This window comes from Paenibacillus antarcticus (assembly GCF_001637225.1).
GTDB classification, from domain to species: Bacteria; Bacillota; Bacilli; order Paenibacillales; family Paenibacillaceae; genus Paenibacillus_AQ; species Paenibacillus_AQ antarcticus.
The window spans coordinates 49506-68393 of the sequence record NZ_LVJI01000012.1; the positions used below are offsets into that span (position 1 = coordinate 49506).

The following is an 18888-nucleotide window of genomic DNA, read 5'->3' on the forward strand; positions in this document are numbered from 1 at the left end:
CTGATTACGTATCAAATAAAATTAAGATCATTCGTTAACACAACAGATGATTGTATTTGTTCCTCTGGCACATGCCAATATTTACGTAATAACGTCTCTTTAGATGCCTGAGATACTACCTGAAATCCATGCTTCTCATAGAAACTAATTGCCCAGAATGCTGACGCCCATGTTCCAATAAGTAATGGCTTCTTTGTTAAAGTAATCAAATAGGCTAATAATTCCCCGCCTATGCCATTGTTCCGTTGATTGCTCCTTACATAAGCATGACGTATAAGAGATACTTCACCTTTTTCTTGCAACCCCATAACACCAACAATCTCGTTATCTACTTCATATCCCCAGAAAAGTACGCCATTCATTATTTCTACATTTAACTCTTCTAAAGACATATAAGGTTCATAAAATCTATCTTCAGGTATGATTCCTTTATATGCTTGTGCAGCATCATTAATAATATCATATATAGACTCCACATCGTATTCAACACATACCCGAATCATATTCATCCATCCCTTTCAGCGTTTTATTACACTAATCTCATTTCAAAAATAACCTCATCATCCTCGATCTCTCCGGTCTCTAGGAAACCCATCTTTAGGTACAATGCTCTTGCTGAGTCATTATCCGGGTCAAAAGAAATCCTAATCGCGGCTATATTCGTCATCGCCTTCATTTCTTCTATTATTTTCTTCATACTTGCTTTCCCATAACCTTGTCCTTGGAAGCTTGCATCAATCATAAATCGTGGAATCCAATGGCACATATCCTTCGGATCTGGCTCACTATCGATTAGAGCAAATCCTATTACTTCATTGTTAGCATAAATAGCGTAAGGCAATAAATTGGGTTCTACCTTCGATTGCGCAATCGAATACAGATTAGGCGCAATAAATTTCGTCTGATCTTCTTTTAACTTTAATCGAATACACTTATCCCAGTTATTTATATCTAATGCCTTCAATTCAATTGTTGGTTCTATCATTTTTTAGCATCCCCTTTGGTATTTTTACATTACCGTACCGATTAACCACATTAAATATAACAAATAATGGAATGAACTGCACTGTTAAATACCCAATGTAAAGAAGCCCAGTAGATACGACCCTCTGGACTTCAATTCATATTAGAGAATAATTGTACCGGTTATAAGAACAAGCTTCCTTCCATTGGGCTACTAGCGGAAGCATACCGTTTCTTCGGAATTCTACCCGCTTCGAATCCTAATCTACCCGCTTCAATAGCAAGTTTCATTGCCATAGCCATCTTCACGGGATTCTGAGATCCCGAAACAGCCGTATTCAGTAATACTGCATCGGCTCCAAGCTCCATGGCGAGTGCCGCATCAGAAGGACTACCTATACCAGCATCTACAATAATCGGAACGGTTGCTTGCTCAATAATAAACGATAGGTTCAACGGATTAATGATTCCTTGACCTGATCCAATCGGGGATGCCCCTGGCATGATGGCATGAACACCTAATTCTTGTAGTCTTTTGGCTAACAATACATCATCTGACGTATAAGAAAGAACGATAAATCCCTCCTCTAGTAACATCTCAGAAGCTTTTAATGTCTCCAATGGATCTGGCAACAACGTCTTCCAATCACCAATCACTTCAACTTTAATCATGTCGCACAGACCAGAGGCTTTCGCTAATCTTGCGATACGAACTGCTTCTTCTGCTGTTGAAGCGCCTGCTGTATTTGGAAGTAATGTATATTTACTAACATCTAACATCTCTAGAAAATTAGGCTGATTCGCCTCAAATATGTTCATCCGCCGTACCGCAAACGTTAATATTTGCGCCTCGGACACGTCAACGGCTTCCTTCTGGATATCAAAGCTTGGGAACTTACCCGTTCCTAGTAATAATCTCGATTTAAATTCATATGATCCTATCTTTAACATCTCAGCCACCTCCTACAAAGTGAACAATCTCAATACGATCTCCGTCTGACAAACACTTTGTTTCATGGTTAGATTTATCTACAATTTGTTTATTCAACTCAATAATCACAATCCTATTCTCTAATCCAAAATGAACAAGCATTGACGTAATCGTCGTGCAGTGACTAGGGATGTCAATCTCTTCGCCGTTAATCTCTAACTTCATGATGGAACACCTTCCTTCTCAAAATGAACATTCTCATGACGATCTACGCGATAAGAATCAAGTGAAATATTCTTATCTATCTTCCCTTCGGCCCAATCTGCAACGATTTTACCAGTCATGGGACTAAGTAGAATACCATTACGATAATGGCCTGCTGCCACATATAATCCTTTCCAATATGGATGTTCACCTAAATAAGGTAACCCATCTAATGTCTGTGGACGTAGGCCACTCCATGCTCGCTCCCACTCCGCATCCACAATACACGGTAAGAGTTGCTTCGATGCATCTAAGAGATTCCCAATTCCACCTAACGTCACCTTTCGATCATAACTATGTGAAGTCGTAGTTGCTCCAACAACCAAACGTCCTCCTTTCTTCGGAACCAAGTAACATCCATGACTAAAAATTGTAGACTGTACTAGAGGTGCATGACTCAGAACAGAGAAACACTCACCTTTCACCGGATAAATGGGACATGTTAATCCAGCCTGCGTAAGAAGTGAACCACTCCACGTTCCTGAAGCAATAATCACTTGATCAGCACGGATAGTTCCCTCACTCGTGATCACGCCAGTAACACGTCCTTCAGCCAGAAGAAGCGATTTCACTTCAGTGAACTCCTTTATTTGTGCTCCAAGTACTGCGGCAGCTTGTGCAAACGCTGAACATAGCTCTGGAGCATCTACTTGACTATCTTCTTCGATTAACATGGCCCCTCGTATTTCCGAGGAAATACTTGGCTCTTTGTGTCTCACTTGTTCCATCGACAACCACTCTGCTTGTTCTCCCGCTTTCTTTTGAAAATCTAATGTACACTGAATGTCCGTCACATCCACATCTGACATAGCTACTCGGAGCAGACCTCTTCGTTTCAATCCTATGTCTATCCCTGTTAACTCTTTTAAATCAGTAGAGAGTTGAGGGAATAACGTACGGCTAGCCAGCGCCAAATCGAACATAGGTCCAGCTTCCGTTATTTCCGCTTGCGCTGCGAGCATCCCCGCTGCCGCATTCGAAGCTTGGCTTCCCACACGATCACGATCTAAGAGAACGACCTTTATCCCTCTCGCAGACATGTAGTACGCAATGGCACTTCCGATAACTCCGCCACCTACAATAACAGCGTCTATTGGCTTCATCTGATCAGTGTCCTCCTCATAGTATTGAACATAGGCTTCTTGATGAGCATCGACAAAACGAACCTCGGAAGATCGTTTAACGATCTAATACCCTTCGGTACTCCCTTGCCGACTTTAATGGATTGTCACTTTCAGTAATCCCCGACAGTATCGCAATTCCTGCTGCACCAGTTGCTACAATCTGATGCACATTCTCAAGAATAATACCCCCTATCGCAATCACTGGAATAGGAACTTTCTTCACCAACTCTTCTAAAGATTTCGTTCCTCTAGGTTGCTGGCCCGGCTTCGAATTCGTTGGAAAGATATGACCATATACTAAATAATCAGCACCTTGCTTATACATCTCATCAGCTTCTTGAACATTATGAACAGAACGTCCTACTCTCAATCCGGGAAACACGCGCCTGATTACTTCAACATCTAAGCTATGATGACTGAGTTGGATACCTCCAACACCAGCGGCCCAAGCCACATCAACTCGATCGTTAATGATCACTTTACTCAGAGGTACCCCACCAGCCTTAAAGGATAGCATTGCCAGCCAAAGTTCTTTCGCGGTGCTTGATTTCTCCCTTAGATGAAAGGCTGTTACATATGGATGTATACGTGATGCTATCCTAGCAAAACGTTCCAACTCAGACTGACCATTCGAAATCACATGTAACTCTCGAGCACACATCCCATTTCCCTCCTACTCTTCACCCAGTCAAAATATGAAGTAAGAAATAATACCAACAAAAAAAGCCACCCTCTACATAGAAGGTGGCTCTATAACAATAGTCAAAAGAATGCAGACGCATATACGCATACAGACCTATCTTAACCAAAGCATTCAAGCTCACTTCCCTACGCTGGTACAATCCAGATCAGGTTCAAAGGGTTTGGAATCACATACTTCCGTCTCAGCTAAATAGCACCCCTAGTGATCAAACGTATTCAATTGGATACATCCTAACACAAATATTGGGAAAATTGAACCCCTATAACGATTCATCATAGCATTTTCTTTATTCTTATTAGATATTCTTATTAGATAATATAAAAAAAAATAATTTATAGTCTGAAAAGGGGTAATTACATAATGAGATTTACAGTAAAGACTAAATTTATTGCAGTTTCAAGTATGGTTAAAGGGTATTGAAACCATTCAAGCCATCAACTATCACGTAGAACATATCGATTACGCTAAACATCAAATCCTATCTACAAAAGTTCTACAAGAACGCTCCGATTTACTAACAGATATCTCTAGTAATATGACTACAGTTGATCATTTATTATTAACCTATCAAGAATCCCTTCTGAATGACGACGCCAAAGCAAATCTCACGAAGTTAATATTAGTCAAGTCTCAACATTAATCGGACATATTTCATCCCAAACAAATCTACTCGCATTAAATGCAGCTATTGAAGCAGCACGTGCTGGCGATGCTGGTATGGGATTTGCTGTGGTGGCTACCGAAATACGTAAGCTAGCATCACAGACTGATGCATTCGTTCTTAATATTTCGGAATTAATAAATAGTATCCAGACGGATTCCGCAATGGCGGTCAAAGTAATGAATGAAGGTCTAATTGAAGTTAATGCAGGATTACACGAGGTTGGTGAAGCAGAGATAGCATTCTAACAAATCTTTAAATCTTCTGAGCTTGTTACCCTGAAAGTACAAGAAACGGCGGCTGCAACTGAACAAATGGCTACTAGTACGGAAGAAGTTGCAGCAACTGTTACTAATGTAGGTGCTATAGCCCAACAAACATCAGCTACAGCTCAGACAGTGGCGTCCGCTGCTGAAGAGCAGTTGGCATCTACAGAAGAAATTACAGCTTCAGCTAAAAGCTTATTAGATATATCTCAAGATTTATCCAAAGTTGTAAATACCTTCAAGACTAACAAAACAAATCTCTAACCACTTACAATAAATATGATTCAACCCAGCTTCTAAAGTTGGATTGAATCATATTCTTATGACAACAGCCCTATTTCTCTGCCCATTCCTTAAATATCTGTATCATTTCTTCTAAATTCTTCAACCCACCTGCACCTTCGAAATATCCATCTTTTATCCAACATCTTATCCAGTCATTGTCATCACGATCGATGATAATTTCATTTAACAATTTACCTTCCAGTTCAGTTTCAAGCAAAGGAATCGTTACTCTCCATCCTGGTGTATCGATCGATTCAATTTTCAACCCATGGGTTTGCTCCCATTCATCGTCACAATAGCTTTCGTACCAACTTTCTAACCATTTAAGATAACTCATCCATACCATCCTCTTTCTTTTTCATCTGATTAACCCATGACCAATCCGCAACAAAAGATATAACTATCCCTACCGTATATCTAATTAAATCAATTCCCAAGAAACCTTTACCTAATATGAGTGCGCCCAATAGGGTTGATCTTATATCATTAATCCAACCCGCTTGGTATAACTGACTGAATTCAATTGTAAAACTAAAGATCATACTCAGATAAACAGACATAAGTAATCTTTGTCGTAAGAATAATATTCTACAGCCGAAATATACCATACTTGCCCACAACGCGTCTCCGAAATGTCTTGATATAAATAGTGGTAAAACATCTGTAAAGGATCTCGAACTCATACCTAGAATGATGACCATTAAGAATATAATAATATAGACTACCCTACCTCTAAACCATTCAATGACAGCTCACCGCCCACATAATATATACTTCATTCGAAAAACAGGTGTCTATACTCATTTAGGGTTCATTTTACCTTTGGCTAGATGGGTTTGCAACTTCGGAGCTTACGATTATTAATATAAAAGAGTCATGGAATAGGAATAATCTTCCGACCCCATGACTCTTATACTTACAACGATTCATTTAACGATTCATTCAAGCATTCTCTGCTGATGGCTTGACTGCTATCAAAATAAGTACCCCACCTATTCCCGCGAGTGCAGCCATTATACCGAATAAGATCCAGTGATTCACATTTTCAAGTAAGGATACGATTGGAGGGCCCAAAGAAACACCAATAAATCTCGTACTGCTATATAAAGATGTAATCGTCCCTCGTTGTTCTTTCTCAATACCTTCTGTAAGTAGCGCATCCATACAAGGAAGGGCGATACCAATCCCTGCACCACATAGGGAGAACAGACTAATTACAAACACAATTTGACTACTAAAGCCTGTAATAATTAGACATATCGTGATGAGCGCCATCCCACCGAACCCGATCCATTTCATCTTGTTCTTATTCTGTCCAATTACTTTTCCACCGATATAGGAACTTAGGCAAAGTACTGCAAGTGGAATCGCCAATACTAATCCTTTGAGAATTCCATCAAGCTTATATTTTGATTCTAAAGTTTCTGATAAGTAGAAGAGTACCCCAAACAATATAAACATACAGATGCAACCCACAGCGAATATAGCGTACAGCCAACGACCTTTCTCCTTCAATACATCTTTCGTACCAGACAGGAACTTTTTTAATGAAACATTACTTGGCGTTTTACTTGGCGTTTGGACGAGAAATATGACGAGTACCAACGAGATCATGCAGAGCACCGGTATACTTATAAAAGGCAAATACCACAATGCTATCCCAAGTGCTGCACCAAGGATTGGACTAATGACTTTACCTAATGTGTTCGAGGTCTCTATAATCCCCAACCCTTTACTTACCTCTTCTTCTTGGTCAAACATATCTCCCACTAAAGGAATCACGATAGGAAATGCCCCCGCCGCACCAATCCCTTGAAGAAGTCTCCCCCCCAATATGATCCAGTAAGCTGTCATATCAACCGTAAGCCAAGCTGCAATGGCAGAGATCGCCCCACCCACTGCTGCGATGATTAGACTTGGAATGATGACTTTTTTCCTACCGAATCGATCTGAAAGATACCCTGCAATAGGAATTAATAGTATAGCCACAATCGCATACACTGTAATTAACATGCTTACTTTAAAAGAACTCACATGAAGTTCCCGTGAAATCAGAGGCAATATAGGAATTAGCATGGAGTTACCAAGCGTCATGATGAGCGGAATAGATGCAAGAGCAACCAAGTCCCACTTCTTATTCTTCATTCTTAAACCACCTTTAGGGTACTTCAGACATACCTATTGTGGTTTAATTGTTCCAAACCTATTCACATGATAAATTTATAAGGGTGAAGATAAGAAATAGGCTCTCAGAAAGAGCCTATTCCTCGTTCTCCATATATACCCGGAGTGGTGGAAATGATTCCATAACAGCCGGGTCATCCGATTCAACGTATCTCTTAAGTGAGAACAGCTTGTTCTCCCAGAATCGTTCGTAGTAAGATAGCCATTTCTTAAGTTCAAGCAATGGTTCAGGATCTAATCTATAACGCGTTTCGCGACCAACCTTCTGATCTTTGACGAGTCCAGCGTCCGCAAGTACTCTTAGATGCTTGGACACGGCTGTACGACTCATTGTAAAATGTCCGCTTATGATGGTTACCGACATCTCCTGATCGCCAAGCAAGCGCAGTAGTCTGCGGCGCGTTGGATCGGCGATGGCTTGAAATACATCATGCTTAGATACGGACTCAGCCATCTTAGACCTCAACAAGCTTTCTAAGCGAATTCACCAAGCCAACCCATCCATTCGCCATTCTCTCGCGTACAATAGCATGTGTCTCTCCAAATTCAGTTATACTATCTGCATCCCAACCTGAATGAGTGAGTGTGAATTCTGTTGTACCGTCTACTTCAACTAATTCGAACGTTATAGCCCAATCTTTACCCCAATTGAAAGAAAGCTTATGCGGCGGATCAATAATCGTTACTTTACAAGGCGATTTACCAAAAGGTCCTGCTTCCAAATGAAACTCATGACCGTCGATCGGTTGAAAATCATTAGGCATAAACCATGCCGTTATTCCCTCGGCAGTTGCAACAGCGTCCCACACCTTTTGAATCGAAGCCTTAAGGATGAGGGTTTGTACAATATCCGGTATATCCTCTTGCGCTTGTGTATGTTTGTTGTCCATTGAATGGCCCCCATTAATATAAATTACGAAACAATTTGGTTTCATTTAATTATAATACGACACCTTTTGGTTACATGTCAAACATACCCTTGTTCTTTTTCTTGTTAGCATCTCCAAGAGCCTGTAGACCATACTTTATGCACAATTACGCAAAAAAAGGCAGTCAACTAGGACCGCCTAAATACTAACTTTAAGATTACAGATCTAACAACATTTACTTAATGAGATCATATTTCTCTGAACTAACCTCTGTGATGAAATGGCTTGGTTCACCTAGACTGTACATGTGAAGAAGATGCATAGCACGTGTACAAACCGTATAGAACAGCTTCCGCTCACTCTCACGAGAATATGCCTCATTAGAGGCGTTATAAATAATTACAGCATCAAACTCAACACCCTTAGCCAAATACGACGGAATAACCAAAGTTCCTTTTACAAACGAAGGCGTTGTTTTGGTTACCTTTTTCAGTGTCAAATCCTCCTTAAGAGAATCATACACTAGGTTGCTCTCCTCAAGCGTCTTACAAATAATCGCTGTATGTTCATACCCTTGATCATTAAGAAGTTTAATATCTTCAATGATCTTCTTGTGTAGTAGATCACGATTAGTTTCAATCACAACCATTGGCTTATCACCTTGGCGATTAAATGGGACGATATTCTCCCCACCAGGCATCATACTCCGAGTGAAATCTACAATTTCATAAGTTGAACGATAGCTTCTTATTAAGGATATCACTTCTGTTTCTTGTGGACCGTACAATTGCTGAAGCGATTCCATACTATCAAGCACAGATGCATGAGCATAAATCCCTTGGTTTAAATCTCCGAGTGCCGTCATGCGGGCACGTGGAAACAATCTTTTTAAATATTCAAGTTGGAATGGCGAGTAATCCTGTACTTCATCGATGAATACATACCGGATGGCATTGTTCGTCTGAAAGCCTTTGACCAATTCCTCTAAATATAGATAAGGGGTCGCATCCTCATAAGATAATTTACCGCTCTTCAAGTTAGCTACCGTAATTTCGCTAATTTCATTCCAGTAAGCAGGTAACGTACTCTGCCCGCTAACAGACTGAAGAAGTCCTTTACTTAAAAATAGTTCACGATACAATCCCTTAGCATCCACGAAACGTTTGCGTTTAATCCATCTACGAACGGGTTTCAACCATTCATTCACAATCATACGAGCTAGTAGATCTCTCTCCTTCTCATAATCATCGAATGTGTCTTTCTTCTTATGTTGTTTCCGTCGAACACGAGTATATGCTTTCTGATATTCATCAGCACTTAGCAGATCAATCTGATTATCTACCCAAGCTGCCTCTCGTTCATTCTTAGCGAATACTGACAATTCCTTCAGCATCCAATCCCGCATCATCTCAATACGATTATCTAACTTGACGCCGGGTTCAAAGCTGTAGAACTTCTCTTTCATCGTATCTGAAGAAATAATCAGTCTTCCTTGGAATTGAATGGCTCTGAACATCATCCCGCGGGACTCTAAGTATTCTTTATATCGGATAATGACCTCCAAATAAGCAGGAGATGATTTATAATTGATGGATGCCTTCTTTACTTCAAGTGAATGTCCTTCATCTGTATTTAGCATGGTTTCCATTTGTGAAAATATATCTTCAAGTTCAAATTCTTTAGCTAGTCGAAAATCTAAATAGGCCTGAAAGGTTGTCTGTTGCATATTCTCTTCACCAAGTTCAGGCAACACCGATGACACATAACTATTAAACAGGGGGTTAGGCGAGAAGAGGAGAACTTGATCTGCCTTCAAGATCGCACGATATTTATACAGTAAATAGGCGACACGCTGTAGTGCAGCAGAGGTTTTGCCACTACCTGCCGAACCCTGCACAACCAACATCCGACTCTTGTCATTACGTATTACTGCATTTTGTTCCTTTTGGATCGTAGCTACGATACTCTTCATTTGATTATCAGCACTATGGCTAAGCACCTGCTGAAGCAGCTCATCGCCAATCGTTACACCCGTGTCAAACAGGACTTCAATTTGAGCATTCCGAATGACGAACTGCCGTTTAAGCTTCATTTCTCCATTGATCTCACCCATAGGTGTATCATAACTAGCATGTCCCGGTGCTCCATCATAATATAGACTGGATACTGGCGCACGCCAGTCATATACTAGAAATGTTTCATCATCGTCGTCCAAGAAAGAAGCTATACCAAGGTAGATCGTTTCATTGTGATTCGATCCATCTTCTTCAAAGTCAATCCGACCGAAATAAGGAGACCTAACGAGTAACTTCATTTTCTTCAGGGACTCCGAAGACTGAAGGTGACTCCGTTCACGCTCTGACAATACCTGAGACTGCTGTCGTAGACTCGTAGAGGTTTCACCTAAGTCATCTGAACTACTAAAGTTCACTCTTACTTCGTCCCAGAATTCCTTACGTAAATCAACGACGTCACCCCGTACGTCACCTACTTCTCGTTGAAGTTTCTCAATTCTCTGTGTAACTTTTCTAGTTACATCATCGACTCGATGCTGTTCGTCACGCCACTTTTGGTCGCTCGTGCCCATGGTTGTTTCATCCCCTTACTTGGTTTGACAATATTAATGAATGGTACTATAATATAGTATTATTTGTATTTTTATGTTTTTCTTCCATTTAGATAACATGATCTATTGTAACAATCCGCTAAATAGAAATCAAATAACATGATTTATAACATTTAAACGGATATCACCTTTAATAGATGATATCCGTTTCTTGCGTTCCTATGCTTTATTCTTATCTATTCTCACACAACAGGGTCAAATAAAGGAACAATATCAATGCCCTCAGCTGAGATTCTTACTAGTCCCTTGTCTGACATACGAATCTCCGGAATTACTACAAGTGCAAGTAATGATAACGTCATGAACGCATTGTTAAGACTACATCCCGCACGTATCAATGCATGACTTATCGCCTCTGACTGAAGTGCTACCGTCTCAAACGGCTCTGGAGACATCAAGCCCCCAACAGGTAGTGGAAATGACGTAACTTCATCTCCTATTACCATAACCACACCACCCTGCATTTCAGCGGCTAAGTTTCCTGCCTTAACCATAAGTTCATCATCATTCCCAATTACTATTAAGTTGTGACTATCATGTGCTACTGTCATAGCGATCGCTGAAGGAATATTCAAGCCAACACCTTTCAGTATCCCCACTGCATGCCCTCCATTTAGACCATGACGTTCAAATACAGCCATCTTACATAAGTCATCTGAAGGATCTAGATTCACATGATGATTGTCTACTTTCACATGCACTTTTCTTTCTCGCGTGTCCACGTGATTCTCAACCACTTCAATTGCTTTAGCCACGATAGTCCCCTCAGCTATAGGAGCTTCTATCTGGAAATCCAGTTCAACCAATTGTCGACCAAGATGGACGGTCTCGAATGCTTCTTTAGGAATAGAATACCCTTCCCACGTCGTCGTCATAACGCCATTCTCAGCGACAACTTGGCCTGAAGCAATGGTCAATACCACATCCACATCGGCTATATTCCCATCAAGCAATATAATATCAGCACATGACCCAGGCGTTATCGATCCAATATCTCTAGCAACACCAAAACGTTCAGCTGTATTTATGGTTGCCATTTGGAAAGCAGTCACGGGCTTAACACCTTGGGCAATCGCATGACGTACTACAAAATTCATATGACCTTCTCTTAATAGAGATTCAGAACTTCGGTCATCGGTTACTAGCATCATTCGTCTTGTATCGATTCCACTTTCAGTATGAGCTTTAATTGTCTCTGCCACATCATGCCAAGCAGAGCCTTGTCGCATTTTGGCATACATACCAAGTCGAATTCGTTCAATGACATCTTCCTTGGTCACACATTCGTGATCTCCACTCACTCCGCTAGCTGCGTATACAGGCAAACGCCAGTCATCCGACTTCCACGTGAAATGTCCATCTGCATATTTCCCTGCACGAAGTGTCGCCTGAATTTCACGAATCATTCTATCATCACCATAAACGACACCGGGGAAGTTCATCACTTCACCTAATCCAATCATGTCCGGACCCCAACTTAGTGCTTCAGCTACTTCTTCTGGTCCAATGAAAGCCCCTGTTGTCTCAAGTCCAGGATGCGTTGAAGGAACACATGAAGCGACCTGCATATATGCCGCAAGGGGTGTCGTTCTTGCTTCTTCTAACATAAATCGCAGACCTTTAAGACCCATCACGTTGGATATTTCATGTGCATCGAAGAACCCTCCAGTTGTACCCAATGGAAGTACTGCCTTTGCGAATTCTGTTACAGTAAGCTGAGTACTCTCAATATGACAATGTCCATCCAAAAGTCCTGGTGCTGCATATTTTCCTTTTCCATCAATGACAATCGTGTTCTCATCTATAGCATGACTTATATCTTTACCTACATACGCAATTCTTGAACCCTTTATCGCTATTGACATTCCCGGTAGTATTTCACCAGAAACAACATTCACCAGTTTAACATTGACGAGCGCGAGCGTCGCTTTCAAATCTCCACGTGCTGTGGCTACAAGCTCAGGCATACAGTCCGCTAAAGTCGATCTGTTCGATTGAAATAATTGTGTCATAATAAATCCTCCCTAAGATAGATCTCACGATGAATTAAGCATCTAATGTGTTATAAGCTTGTTATGTATTATAAATGTATGTCACCTTCACGTAAATTAATATTTCATGAGAACAGAAAATACATTCATAATGTAAAAAAATTTCCGTTATACATTATGACAAACCAGGAGTAATTCAACTGTTATCAATATGATACCTACTCATATTGGCAATCTATCACACTCGACAAAAAAACTACCTTTGCAAACAAGGTAGTATATTTCTATCTCTTGCGAAACTTATTTAACCAACTCCGCCATCTACCCAAGATCAATTTGGGCTCGACTTTATCCTCATCATATCTGTGATTGTTATCTACTAGTCGATTAAGCCGATTTAATTGAAGCCCATAATCATACATCGATGCGGCAACAATAGCTAATCGATAGGACCCCTTGCCATCTTGTTCAATATAATGCTTCAGGGTTCCTTTGATAAATTCATCACTACTTTCTTCCGTCAATAAAGCGTCTGTCGTATTTGGCTTCAGCTTATGATCGAACTTGAGTAGAATATGTTCATGAAATTTAGTTAACATTTCAATCTCATCGATGAAAGCCTGATCAGTATCTGATATCCGTTCCGACTGGAAGTAATGATCTTCGATCGTTTCTAGCACTTCTCGACCTTTTTCCAATGCATGAAACATTTGCTTATATACTACTAGATGCCTGCTTTCATTAAATGAATTGCGCTTTAGCTTCTTATGTTCTTCCTCAAATAATACGTATTTATCAGATAGGAATCTTATGTCACCTTCTAATTTATTCTTTTCATCTCTAAATATATTCTCTTTCATCTCATCTGTAATGGAAGTCCGGAGCAATAAAGACATTTGATCGAAAATACCATGAATCTGTCCATACAATTGCTGCTTCGGTTTCGGTGGAATGACGAATATATTAATTAAAAAGGCCGAGATAATCCCAATAATACTAAGTGAGAATCGATTCAAAGCAAATTGCCACTGTCCTGAAGCCTCCATTACGGCAACTACGGTAACCAATGTTAACCCGATTGTATCGCCCATATTGAGTTTCAGACAAATCATAATAACTAGAATACAGACAAGCCCAACCGCAATAGGTTCACTTGAGAAAAAATACCCTGCGAGCATCGCAATAACCGCACCCAATGTATTGGTCTGAAGTTGATCTAGAAAGTAACGCCACGAACGATAAATCGAAGGTTGCATTGCAAATATAGCCGCTACAGCAGCAATAACGGAAGGGGCTAAATTAAGCCAAGAACTTAGATATAGGGCAAGGGTTACTGCAATCCCTGTTTTTAGCATACGTGCGCCAAAAGTCATAGCCAACTCTCCTTTCACAATAGGTTATACATGTATTACCCCATCCACGAACTAATGATGCATTAGCGTGATTAGGCCATTATGCATGAAATCACAAAGAATGATCATACTAATTCTGGAAAACAAAAGTATGAAGAGGTGAAATAAAACATGAATCACATGAGAAACTTTACTACACTAGCGTTAACAACGATGATTGCTGGTCTTATCGTGAGCGGAACACAAATCGTTTATGCAGATGAGACAGTTCCTGTAACTGATCCTCCTCATCATAGACCGCATGGAAATCATCATAAACATGGTGGTATCACAAAAGATGCAGCTCTTTTACTTGGGATGGAACGTCAGGACTTGTTAAAGGAATGGCAGAAAGGTAAAACGCTTGTTCAAATCGCGCAAACACAAAAGGGATGGAATGAAGAAACGTTCATCCAAAAGTTAAGTGACATTGAACTCAAAAAAATCGATGCTGCCATCAAATCTGGTAAGATAACTGAAGAACAAGGAATCCTAATCAAGAAAAAATTGCCTGGGAAACTGAAAAACGTGCTGAATCACAAACATGGTAATCACCATGAACGGATACCTGGCACTTTCACACACCTTTAACTTAATTAACCGCCTAAACTTTAAAATCCTAACTTATCGTTAGGATTTTTGTTATTTCATTTGAAATTATAATAATTTCTTCTTCTCAGGAGCTGACACCGGTACTTCCAGTAAATCCAGAGCGAACATGAAGATTGGCACTCCGAGAATAAGTCCCCATACGCCTAAGAAGTGTTCAAACACGATTAGAACAGTGAATGTATAGAAAATAGGTAGGTGCGTCTTGGAGGACATAAATTTAGGATTCATAAAGTAAGCTTCAAATGCGTGTAACCCCGCTACCATAAGAAGTACATAAACCACTTTTACGACGCCACCGATTTTGAATGCAATCGCACACAATGGAATTAATGAAACAAAGACACCTACTACCGGAACAAGTCCTAGAAGAAAAATCATAATTGCTAAGGCAAATAAATTTGGGAAACCAAACATCCAAAGGAATAATGTTGAGATTAAACAGTTAATGATCGCGATCAAGAATTGAACTTCAATTACTTTGCCGAAAGAGAATACAAACTTTTTACCGAAGTAGGCTAATTCATCATAGAAATAAGAAAATTTGCTTTCCTTAAATTTCGCACTGAAGTGAGTAACTTTCTCCTTCTCCAGCATGAAAAACAAGCTCATAATAAGAGCGATACCTATGTTGAAGCTCCACGTACCAATATTAGAAATCGTCTTCACGATAATATCCCAGCCCTGATCCACATAACTAGCTATATCAATCTTACGTGCTGATTCCATGAGATAGTTCATCACTTTATTATCCGTTGGTTCAAAGGGTTTACTATAAAATGCTATCACTTGCTGCACGAGATCATTCAACTGAGATATCAGCTTAGGTGCATATTTGATTGTACCGACTGTTAATACTGTCAGAACAAGTGCATATAGAATCACAACTATTACAATACCTTTAATCTTAAAACGTTTTGTGATGTTCTTGGTAAGGAATGAATGAACACGATTAACCAAGTATGTAATAATAAACGTGATTAATAAAAGATTCATCATACTTTTAAATGCGTAAAGCGCCAAGACTAACGTTATCAGAACGACTATTCTTTTTACTGCTGGGCTTTGTAGTACTTCTTTAAAGGATGTCATCACGTATGGCTCTGCTCCCTATATTTAAGGTATTTTTTAATATCGATAACGGCTTCTTTCACATAATTAACACTAATACCTATTGTATCATTAGACTCATACTGTTGAAAAGTGTGATCCTCCCTCGTCAGCAGATATTTTTCGAGAAAAATTAAAATCCCCTTAAAAAAATAAATAACTTTTTTATAAACTCTTAAGGATTGAATCTGAAACTTCTGATACACTGGTATCTAGTAAGTGTTCACATATTAAAGGGGGATTTAAGTTAATGACTGACAAACAATTAGGGAATCCAGGAAATGAACCATTCGAAGGAAAACCCGAAGAATCAAACTTAGACAATAATACAAACATTGAAAGTGAAGTTGTGTTAAGCGAACCGACGACAATTACAACTTCAGAACCACTTGAATTGAAAGAAGAGATTGTTGATCTACCTCTAGACGCTCAGGAACCATTAGAAAATGCTTCTGCTCCTGTTCCACCATCAAACAGTAACCGTAACCTATGGATGGGTCTTACGCTTGTACTTGCTGTCGTACTGGTGATCGTTCTTATTAAACCACCATTTAATAGCGGTGGTAGCAATGAAGCTGTCGCTACTGTAAATGGCGTTAAAATTACAAAGGACAAGCTGTATAACCAATTGGTTACCATTGGTGGTGTTCAAACACTAGATAATATCATAACGGAAGAACTTATTGATCAAGAAGTTACAAAGGCTAAGATCACGATTACAGATGCAGATGTAACGAAAGAACTCGATTCTCTCAAGAAGAGTCTTGGTACGGAAGAAGCATTCAATCAAGCTCTTACCCAAGCTGGTATGACTTTGGACGACCTTAAGAAGGAAATGGATGTACAGGTTAAAATTCGTAAGTTAGTTGAACCTCAAGTGAAAATCACTGATGCAGATATCAAGAAATATTTCGAAGAAAATGTCGGCGCATTTGATACAGCAGAACAAGTAAGAGCTTCCCATATTCTAGTGGCTACAAAAGAAGAAGCTGAAAGTATCTTGAAGGAACTTGAAGGTGGAGCTGATTTCGCCACTCTTGCCAAAGCTAAATCTCTGGATACAAATTCCAAAGAAAAAGGTGGAGACATGGATTTCTTCGCTCGCGGTGATGTTGGTGATGAAGATTTCGAAAATGCAGCATTTGCTCTTGAAAAAGGAAAGCTTAGTGGTGTTGTCCAATCATCTGGCGGATTCCATGTGATCAAAGCAACTGATCATAAAGATTCACATAAAGCAACGTTAGAAGAGAAAACAACAGAGATTAAAGAACTATTAACAAGTCAACAAATTACAACTTTATCTTCTACATGGTTAGCTACTCTTAAAGAAAAAGCTGATATCAAGAATACATTAGTTAAAGATGAAGTAGCTCCTACGACAGAAGAAGTAGTTCCTACGGCAGAAGAACCAGCTGCAACAGAATAATAACATATTCCTAAAAAATAGACTGCATGGGTACCCCGTGCAGTCTATTTTTATGGACTTTTTTAATCTGTAATAGGACTTCTAGCCTGAATCAATAATTATTAAGACCCATATATAGACTCTAGCTCCTATATAATGATAGTATATGAAAAAGAAGTTACATAAATTAGGAATATGGAGGATGTTTGCTATGTCATGGCTATTTAGACTTCCACTTCACCAAAAGGTTATCGCTGGATGTTATCTTGTTGCTGCCCTATTCTCTCTTCCTGTCTTTGTTACCTTTATTGTATTCGGAAAAATTTTTGTTGGAATCATACTTATTGCATTACTTTTAGCTCTTACATATCCTCTTTCTCGGTTTATTGAGAAAACGCTAACATCATCCTTTGATGAGATATCTATCGTCACTACTCGAATTGCACAAGGTGACTTCTCAGAACGAGCAAGTGAAACAGGCTCCATGGTCAAATTGAATCAGTCCTTCAATACTATGATTGATAAACTAACTACAATACTAAATGATGCATCTAGCATAACGAAACAAGTCATGGGAACGAGTCGCGGCATTACAGACAAGAATCAGGAACTGAAGCTAGTCATGACACAAGTAGCATACTCTTCGCAAGAACTAGCAGTTGGAGCGAATGAAATCTCTCAAGATATTGCAGGTATGACAGAGTCCATTCAAGATATTGAAGAAAAGGTAAGTAATTATACTATTTCAACTAAAGCTATGAATGAACGTTCTATAAACACACTTCAACTCGTTGAAAGTGGCCGTGAATCTGTTGCACAACAAGCTGAAGGTATGAAAAAAAATATTTATGCCACTCAACAGGTTTCCAAAAGTATTGATGCCCTATCTAGGAACGCAAAACGTATTTCTAGGATCACAAAATCGATATCTGATTTAGCTGAACAGACAAATCTACTATCCCTCAATGCTTCTATTGAAGCCGCACGTGCTGGCGAACATGGTAGAGGATTTGCTGTTGTAGCTCAAGAAGTACGTAAATTGGCTGAAGAATCAGCAACGTCTACCCAGGGAGTATTCGGGTTAGTAAGAAGTATAGAAGATGATATACAGCAAGCCCTTGATAACATTCTTATCAATGAAGAAATCGTGAGCCAACAGAATGAAATGATCGTTGAGGCTGAACAAATATTCTCCCAAATTATATTAAGTGTTCAGTACATATCCGAACAAATTGCTGCCTTCTCTAATGAAAGCGACATCATGTTGGAAAGTGCCCACAAAATTTCGTCTTCCATACAGAATATTTCAGCTATTACGGAAGAATCTGCAGCCGGCACACAACAGGTATCTGCATCCATGAATGGACAGATGTCTACTATCCAAGCTGTGGCTGAAGAAGCAGAGATTATGAATAAGTCTGTTTTCCAACTTCAGAAGACGATTAATATTTTCAAATTCTAATACTTAGAACAAACAAAGAGGCCCTTCAATGGGCCTCTTTGTTT

The 18888-nt window shown here is 39.5% G+C and carries 21 protein-coding genes and 1 riboswitch; of the genes, 6 read left to right on the forward strand and 15 right to left on the reverse strand.

Annotated elements, in window-relative coordinates; translation table 11 throughout:
- Nucleotides 1-11: 11 nt before the first annotated feature.
- The 6 genes from PBAT_RS08280 to PBAT_RS08305 all read right to left on the reverse strand — a co-directional run bounded on the left by PBAT_RS08280 (nt 12) and on the right by PBAT_RS08305 (nt 3943).
- Nucleotides 12-503, reverse strand: coding sequence for a GNAT family N-acetyltransferase (locus tag PBAT_RS08280; protein ID WP_068648425.1), 492 nt, complete (start codon nt 501-503; stop codon nt 12-14).
- Between the two features lie 26 nt (nt 504-529).
- A complete protein-coding gene (locus PBAT_RS08285; protein WP_068648426.1) occupies nt 530-985 on the reverse strand; it encodes a GNAT family N-acetyltransferase in 456 nt (151 codons plus the stop codon).
- A gap of 161 nt (nt 986-1146) precedes the next feature.
- Nucleotides 1147-1914 carry a thiazole synthase gene (locus PBAT_RS08290; RefSeq protein WP_068648427.1) on the reverse strand — a complete coding sequence of 256 codons (768 nt, stop codon included), beginning with the start codon at nt 1912-1914 and terminating at the stop codon, nt 1147-1149.
- A gap of 1 nt (nt 1915) precedes the next feature.
- Nucleotides 1916-2119 (reverse strand): sulfur carrier protein ThiS, encoded by a 204-nt coding sequence (gene thiS, locus PBAT_RS08295; RefSeq protein WP_068648429.1) that lies wholly within the window; start codon nt 2117-2119, stop codon nt 1916-1918.
- Nucleotides 2116-3261, reverse strand: a complete 1146-nt coding sequence (thiO, locus tag PBAT_RS08300; RefSeq protein WP_068648431.1) for a glycine oxidase ThiO — start codon at nt 3259-3261, stop codon at nt 2116-2118. The genes thiS and thiO overlap by 4 nt, the downstream gene beginning before the upstream one ends.
- 76 nt (nt 3262-3337) lie before the next feature.
- On the reverse strand, nt 3338-3943 hold the full coding sequence (locus tag PBAT_RS08305; protein ID WP_068648433.1) for a thiamine phosphate synthase: 606 nt from the start codon (nt 3941-3943) through the stop codon (nt 3338-3340).
- A gap of 147 nt (nt 3944-4090) precedes the next feature.
- Nucleotides 4091-4195, reverse strand: a riboswitch (TPP riboswitch).
- Nucleotides 4196-4373: 178 nt separating this feature from the next.
- On the opposite strand from PBAT_RS08305, the gene PBAT_RS08310 reads away from it, so the two are divergent.
- The 3 genes from PBAT_RS08310 to PBAT_RS08320 all read left to right on the forward strand — a co-directional run bounded on the left by PBAT_RS08310 (nt 4374) and on the right by PBAT_RS08320 (nt 5176).
- Nucleotides 4374-4625, forward strand: a complete 252-nt coding sequence (locus PBAT_RS08310) for a hypothetical protein (RefSeq protein ID WP_068648434.1) — start codon at nt 4374-4376, stop codon at nt 4623-4625.
- Nucleotides 4626-4633: 8 nt separating this feature from the next.
- Nucleotides 4634-4894, forward strand: a complete 261-nt coding sequence (locus tag PBAT_RS08315) for a methyl-accepting chemotaxis protein (protein WP_276326539.1) — start codon at nt 4634-4636, stop codon at nt 4892-4894.
- A 66-nt stretch (nt 4895-4960) separates the two neighbouring features.
- Nucleotides 4961-5176 carry a hypothetical protein gene (locus PBAT_RS08320; RefSeq protein WP_068648437.1) on the forward strand — a complete coding sequence of 72 codons (216 nt, stop codon included), beginning with the start codon at nt 4961-4963 and terminating at the stop codon, nt 5174-5176.
- Nucleotides 5177-5246: 70 nt separating this feature from the next.
- On the opposite strand, the gene PBAT_RS08325 is transcribed toward PBAT_RS08320, so the two are convergent.
- The 8 genes from PBAT_RS08325 to PBAT_RS08360 all read right to left on the reverse strand — a co-directional run bounded on the left by PBAT_RS08325 (nt 5247) and on the right by PBAT_RS08360 (nt 14240).
- Nucleotides 5247-5534, reverse strand: coding sequence for an immunity 53 family protein (locus PBAT_RS08325; RefSeq protein ID WP_068648439.1), 288 nt, complete (start codon nt 5532-5534; stop codon nt 5247-5249).
- Nucleotides 5521-5880 (reverse strand): ribosomal maturation YjgA family protein, encoded by a 360-nt coding sequence (locus PBAT_RS08330; protein ID WP_246168671.1) that lies wholly within the window; start codon nt 5878-5880, stop codon nt 5521-5523. Before PBAT_RS08330 ends, PBAT_RS08325 begins: the two co-directional genes overlap by 14 nt.
- 259 nt (nt 5881-6139) lie before the next feature.
- Nucleotides 6140-7342 carry a bacillibactin exporter BcbE gene (locus tag PBAT_RS08335; RefSeq protein WP_068648443.1) on the reverse strand — a complete coding sequence of 401 codons (1203 nt, stop codon included), beginning with the start codon at nt 7340-7342 and terminating at the stop codon, nt 6140-6142.
- Between the two features lie 115 nt (nt 7343-7457).
- A complete protein-coding gene (locus PBAT_RS08340) occupies nt 7458-7835 on the reverse strand; it encodes an ArsR/SmtB family transcription factor (RefSeq protein WP_068648445.1) in 378 nt (125 codons plus the stop codon).
- Nucleotide 7836: 1 nt separating this feature from the next.
- Nucleotides 7837-8271, reverse strand: coding sequence for an SRPBCC family protein (locus PBAT_RS08345; protein WP_068648447.1), 435 nt, complete (start codon nt 8269-8271; stop codon nt 7837-7839).
- A 214-nt stretch (nt 8272-8485) separates the two neighbouring features.
- Nucleotides 8486-10837 (reverse strand): RNA polymerase recycling motor HelD, encoded by a 2352-nt coding sequence (helD, locus tag PBAT_RS08350; protein ID WP_068648449.1) that lies wholly within the window; start codon nt 10835-10837, stop codon nt 8486-8488.
- Between the two features lie 221 nt (nt 10838-11058).
- Complete coding sequence (locus PBAT_RS08355; RefSeq protein ID WP_068648451.1) at nt 11059-12888, reverse strand: adenine deaminase; 1830 nt, start codon at nt 12886-12888, stop codon at nt 11059-11061.
- 263 nt (nt 12889-13151) lie between these two features.
- Nucleotides 13152-14240 (reverse strand): FUSC family protein, encoded by a 1089-nt coding sequence (locus PBAT_RS08360; protein WP_068648453.1) that lies wholly within the window; start codon nt 14238-14240, stop codon nt 13152-13154.
- A 150-nt stretch (nt 14241-14390) separates the two neighbouring features.
- Here PBAT_RS08360 and PBAT_RS08365 point away from each other — a divergent pair, with 150 nt between their 5' ends.
- A complete protein-coding gene (locus PBAT_RS08365; protein ID WP_068648455.1) occupies nt 14391-14849 on the forward strand; it encodes a hypothetical protein in 459 nt (152 codons plus the stop codon).
- A gap of 66 nt (nt 14850-14915) precedes the next feature.
- Here the strand turns inward: PBAT_RS08365 and PBAT_RS08370 are convergent, their stop codons facing one another.
- The gene (locus PBAT_RS08370) at nt 14916-15959 is read right to left on the reverse strand and encodes an AI-2E family transporter (protein ID WP_068648535.1); all 1044 of its coding nucleotides are present in this window, start codon (nt 15957-15959) and stop codon (nt 14916-14918) included.
- Nucleotides 15960-16227: 268 nt separating this feature from the next.
- On the opposite strand from PBAT_RS08370, the gene PBAT_RS08375 reads away from it, so the two are divergent.
- The gene (locus PBAT_RS08375; RefSeq protein ID WP_068648457.1) at nt 16228-17403 is read left to right on the forward strand and encodes a peptidylprolyl isomerase; all 1176 of its coding nucleotides are present in this window, start codon (nt 16228-16230) and stop codon (nt 17401-17403) included.
- Nucleotides 17404-17593: 190 nt separating this feature from the next.
- A complete protein-coding gene (locus tag PBAT_RS08380; protein ID WP_068648459.1) occupies nt 17594-18844 on the forward strand; it encodes a methyl-accepting chemotaxis protein in 1251 nt (416 codons plus the stop codon).
- Nucleotides 18845-18888: the final 44 nt, after the last annotated feature.

Coding starts and splice junctions, on each gene's coding strand:
- PBAT_RS08280 (WP_068648425.1), bottom strand. CDS start 503: ATGATTCGGGTATGTGTTGAATACGATGTGGAGTCTATATATGATATT.
- PBAT_RS08285 (WP_068648426.1), bottom strand. CDS start 985: ATGATAGAACCAACAATTGAATTGAAGGCATTAGATATAAATAACTGG.
- PBAT_RS08290 (WP_068648427.1), bottom strand. CDS start 1,914: ATGTTAAAGATAGGATCATATGAATTTAAATCGAGATTATTACTAGGA.
- thiS (WP_068648429.1), bottom strand. CDS start 2,119: ATGAAGTTAGAGATTAACGGCGAAGAGATTGACATCCCTAGTCACTGC.
- thiO (WP_068648431.1), bottom strand. CDS start 3,261: ATGAAGCCAATAGACGCTGTTATTGTAGGTGGCGGAGTTATCGGAAGT.
- PBAT_RS08305 (WP_068648433.1), bottom strand. CDS start 3,943: ATGTGTGCTCGAGAGTTACATGTGATTTCGAATGGTCAGTCTGAGTTG.
- PBAT_RS08320 (WP_068648437.1), top strand. CDS start 4,961: ATGGCTACTAGTACGGAAGAAGTTGCAGCAACTGTTACTAATGTAGGT.
- PBAT_RS08325 (WP_068648439.1), bottom strand. CDS start 5,534: ATGAGTTATCTTAAATGGTTAGAAAGTTGGTACGAAAGCTATTGTGAC.
- PBAT_RS08330 (WP_246168671.1), bottom strand. CDS start 5,880: ATGAGTTCGAGATCCTTTACAGATGTTTTACCACTATTTATATCAAGA.
- PBAT_RS08335 (WP_068648443.1), bottom strand. CDS start 7,342: ATGAAGAATAAGAAGTGGGACTTGGTTGCTCTTGCATCTATTCCGCTC.
- PBAT_RS08340 (WP_068648445.1), bottom strand. CDS start 7,835: ATGGCTGAGTCCGTATCTAAGCATGATGTATTTCAAGCCATCGCCGAT.
- PBAT_RS08345 (WP_068648447.1), bottom strand. CDS start 8,271: ATGGACAACAAACATACACAAGCGCAAGAGGATATACCGGATATTGTA.
- helD (WP_068648449.1), bottom strand. CDS start 10,837: ATGGGCACGAGCGACCAAAAGTGGCGTGACGAACAGCATCGAGTCGAT.
- PBAT_RS08355 (WP_068648451.1), bottom strand. CDS start 12,888: ATGACACAATTATTTCAATCGAACAGATCGACTTTAGCGGACTGTATG.
- PBAT_RS08360 (WP_068648453.1), bottom strand. CDS start 14,240: ATGACTTTTGGCGCACGTATGCTAAAAACAGGGATTGCAGTAACCCTT.
- PBAT_RS08365 (WP_068648455.1), top strand. CDS start 14,391: ATGAATCACATGAGAAACTTTACTACACTAGCGTTAACAACGATGATT.
- PBAT_RS08370 (WP_068648535.1), bottom strand. CDS start 15,959: ATGACATCCTTTAAAGAAGTACTACAAAGCCCAGCAGTAAAAAGAATA.
- PBAT_RS08375 (WP_068648457.1), top strand. CDS start 16,228: ATGACTGACAAACAATTAGGGAATCCAGGAAATGAACCATTCGAAGGA.
- PBAT_RS08380 (WP_068648459.1), top strand. CDS start 17,594: ATGTCATGGCTATTTAGACTTCCACTTCACCAAAAGGTTATCGCTGGA.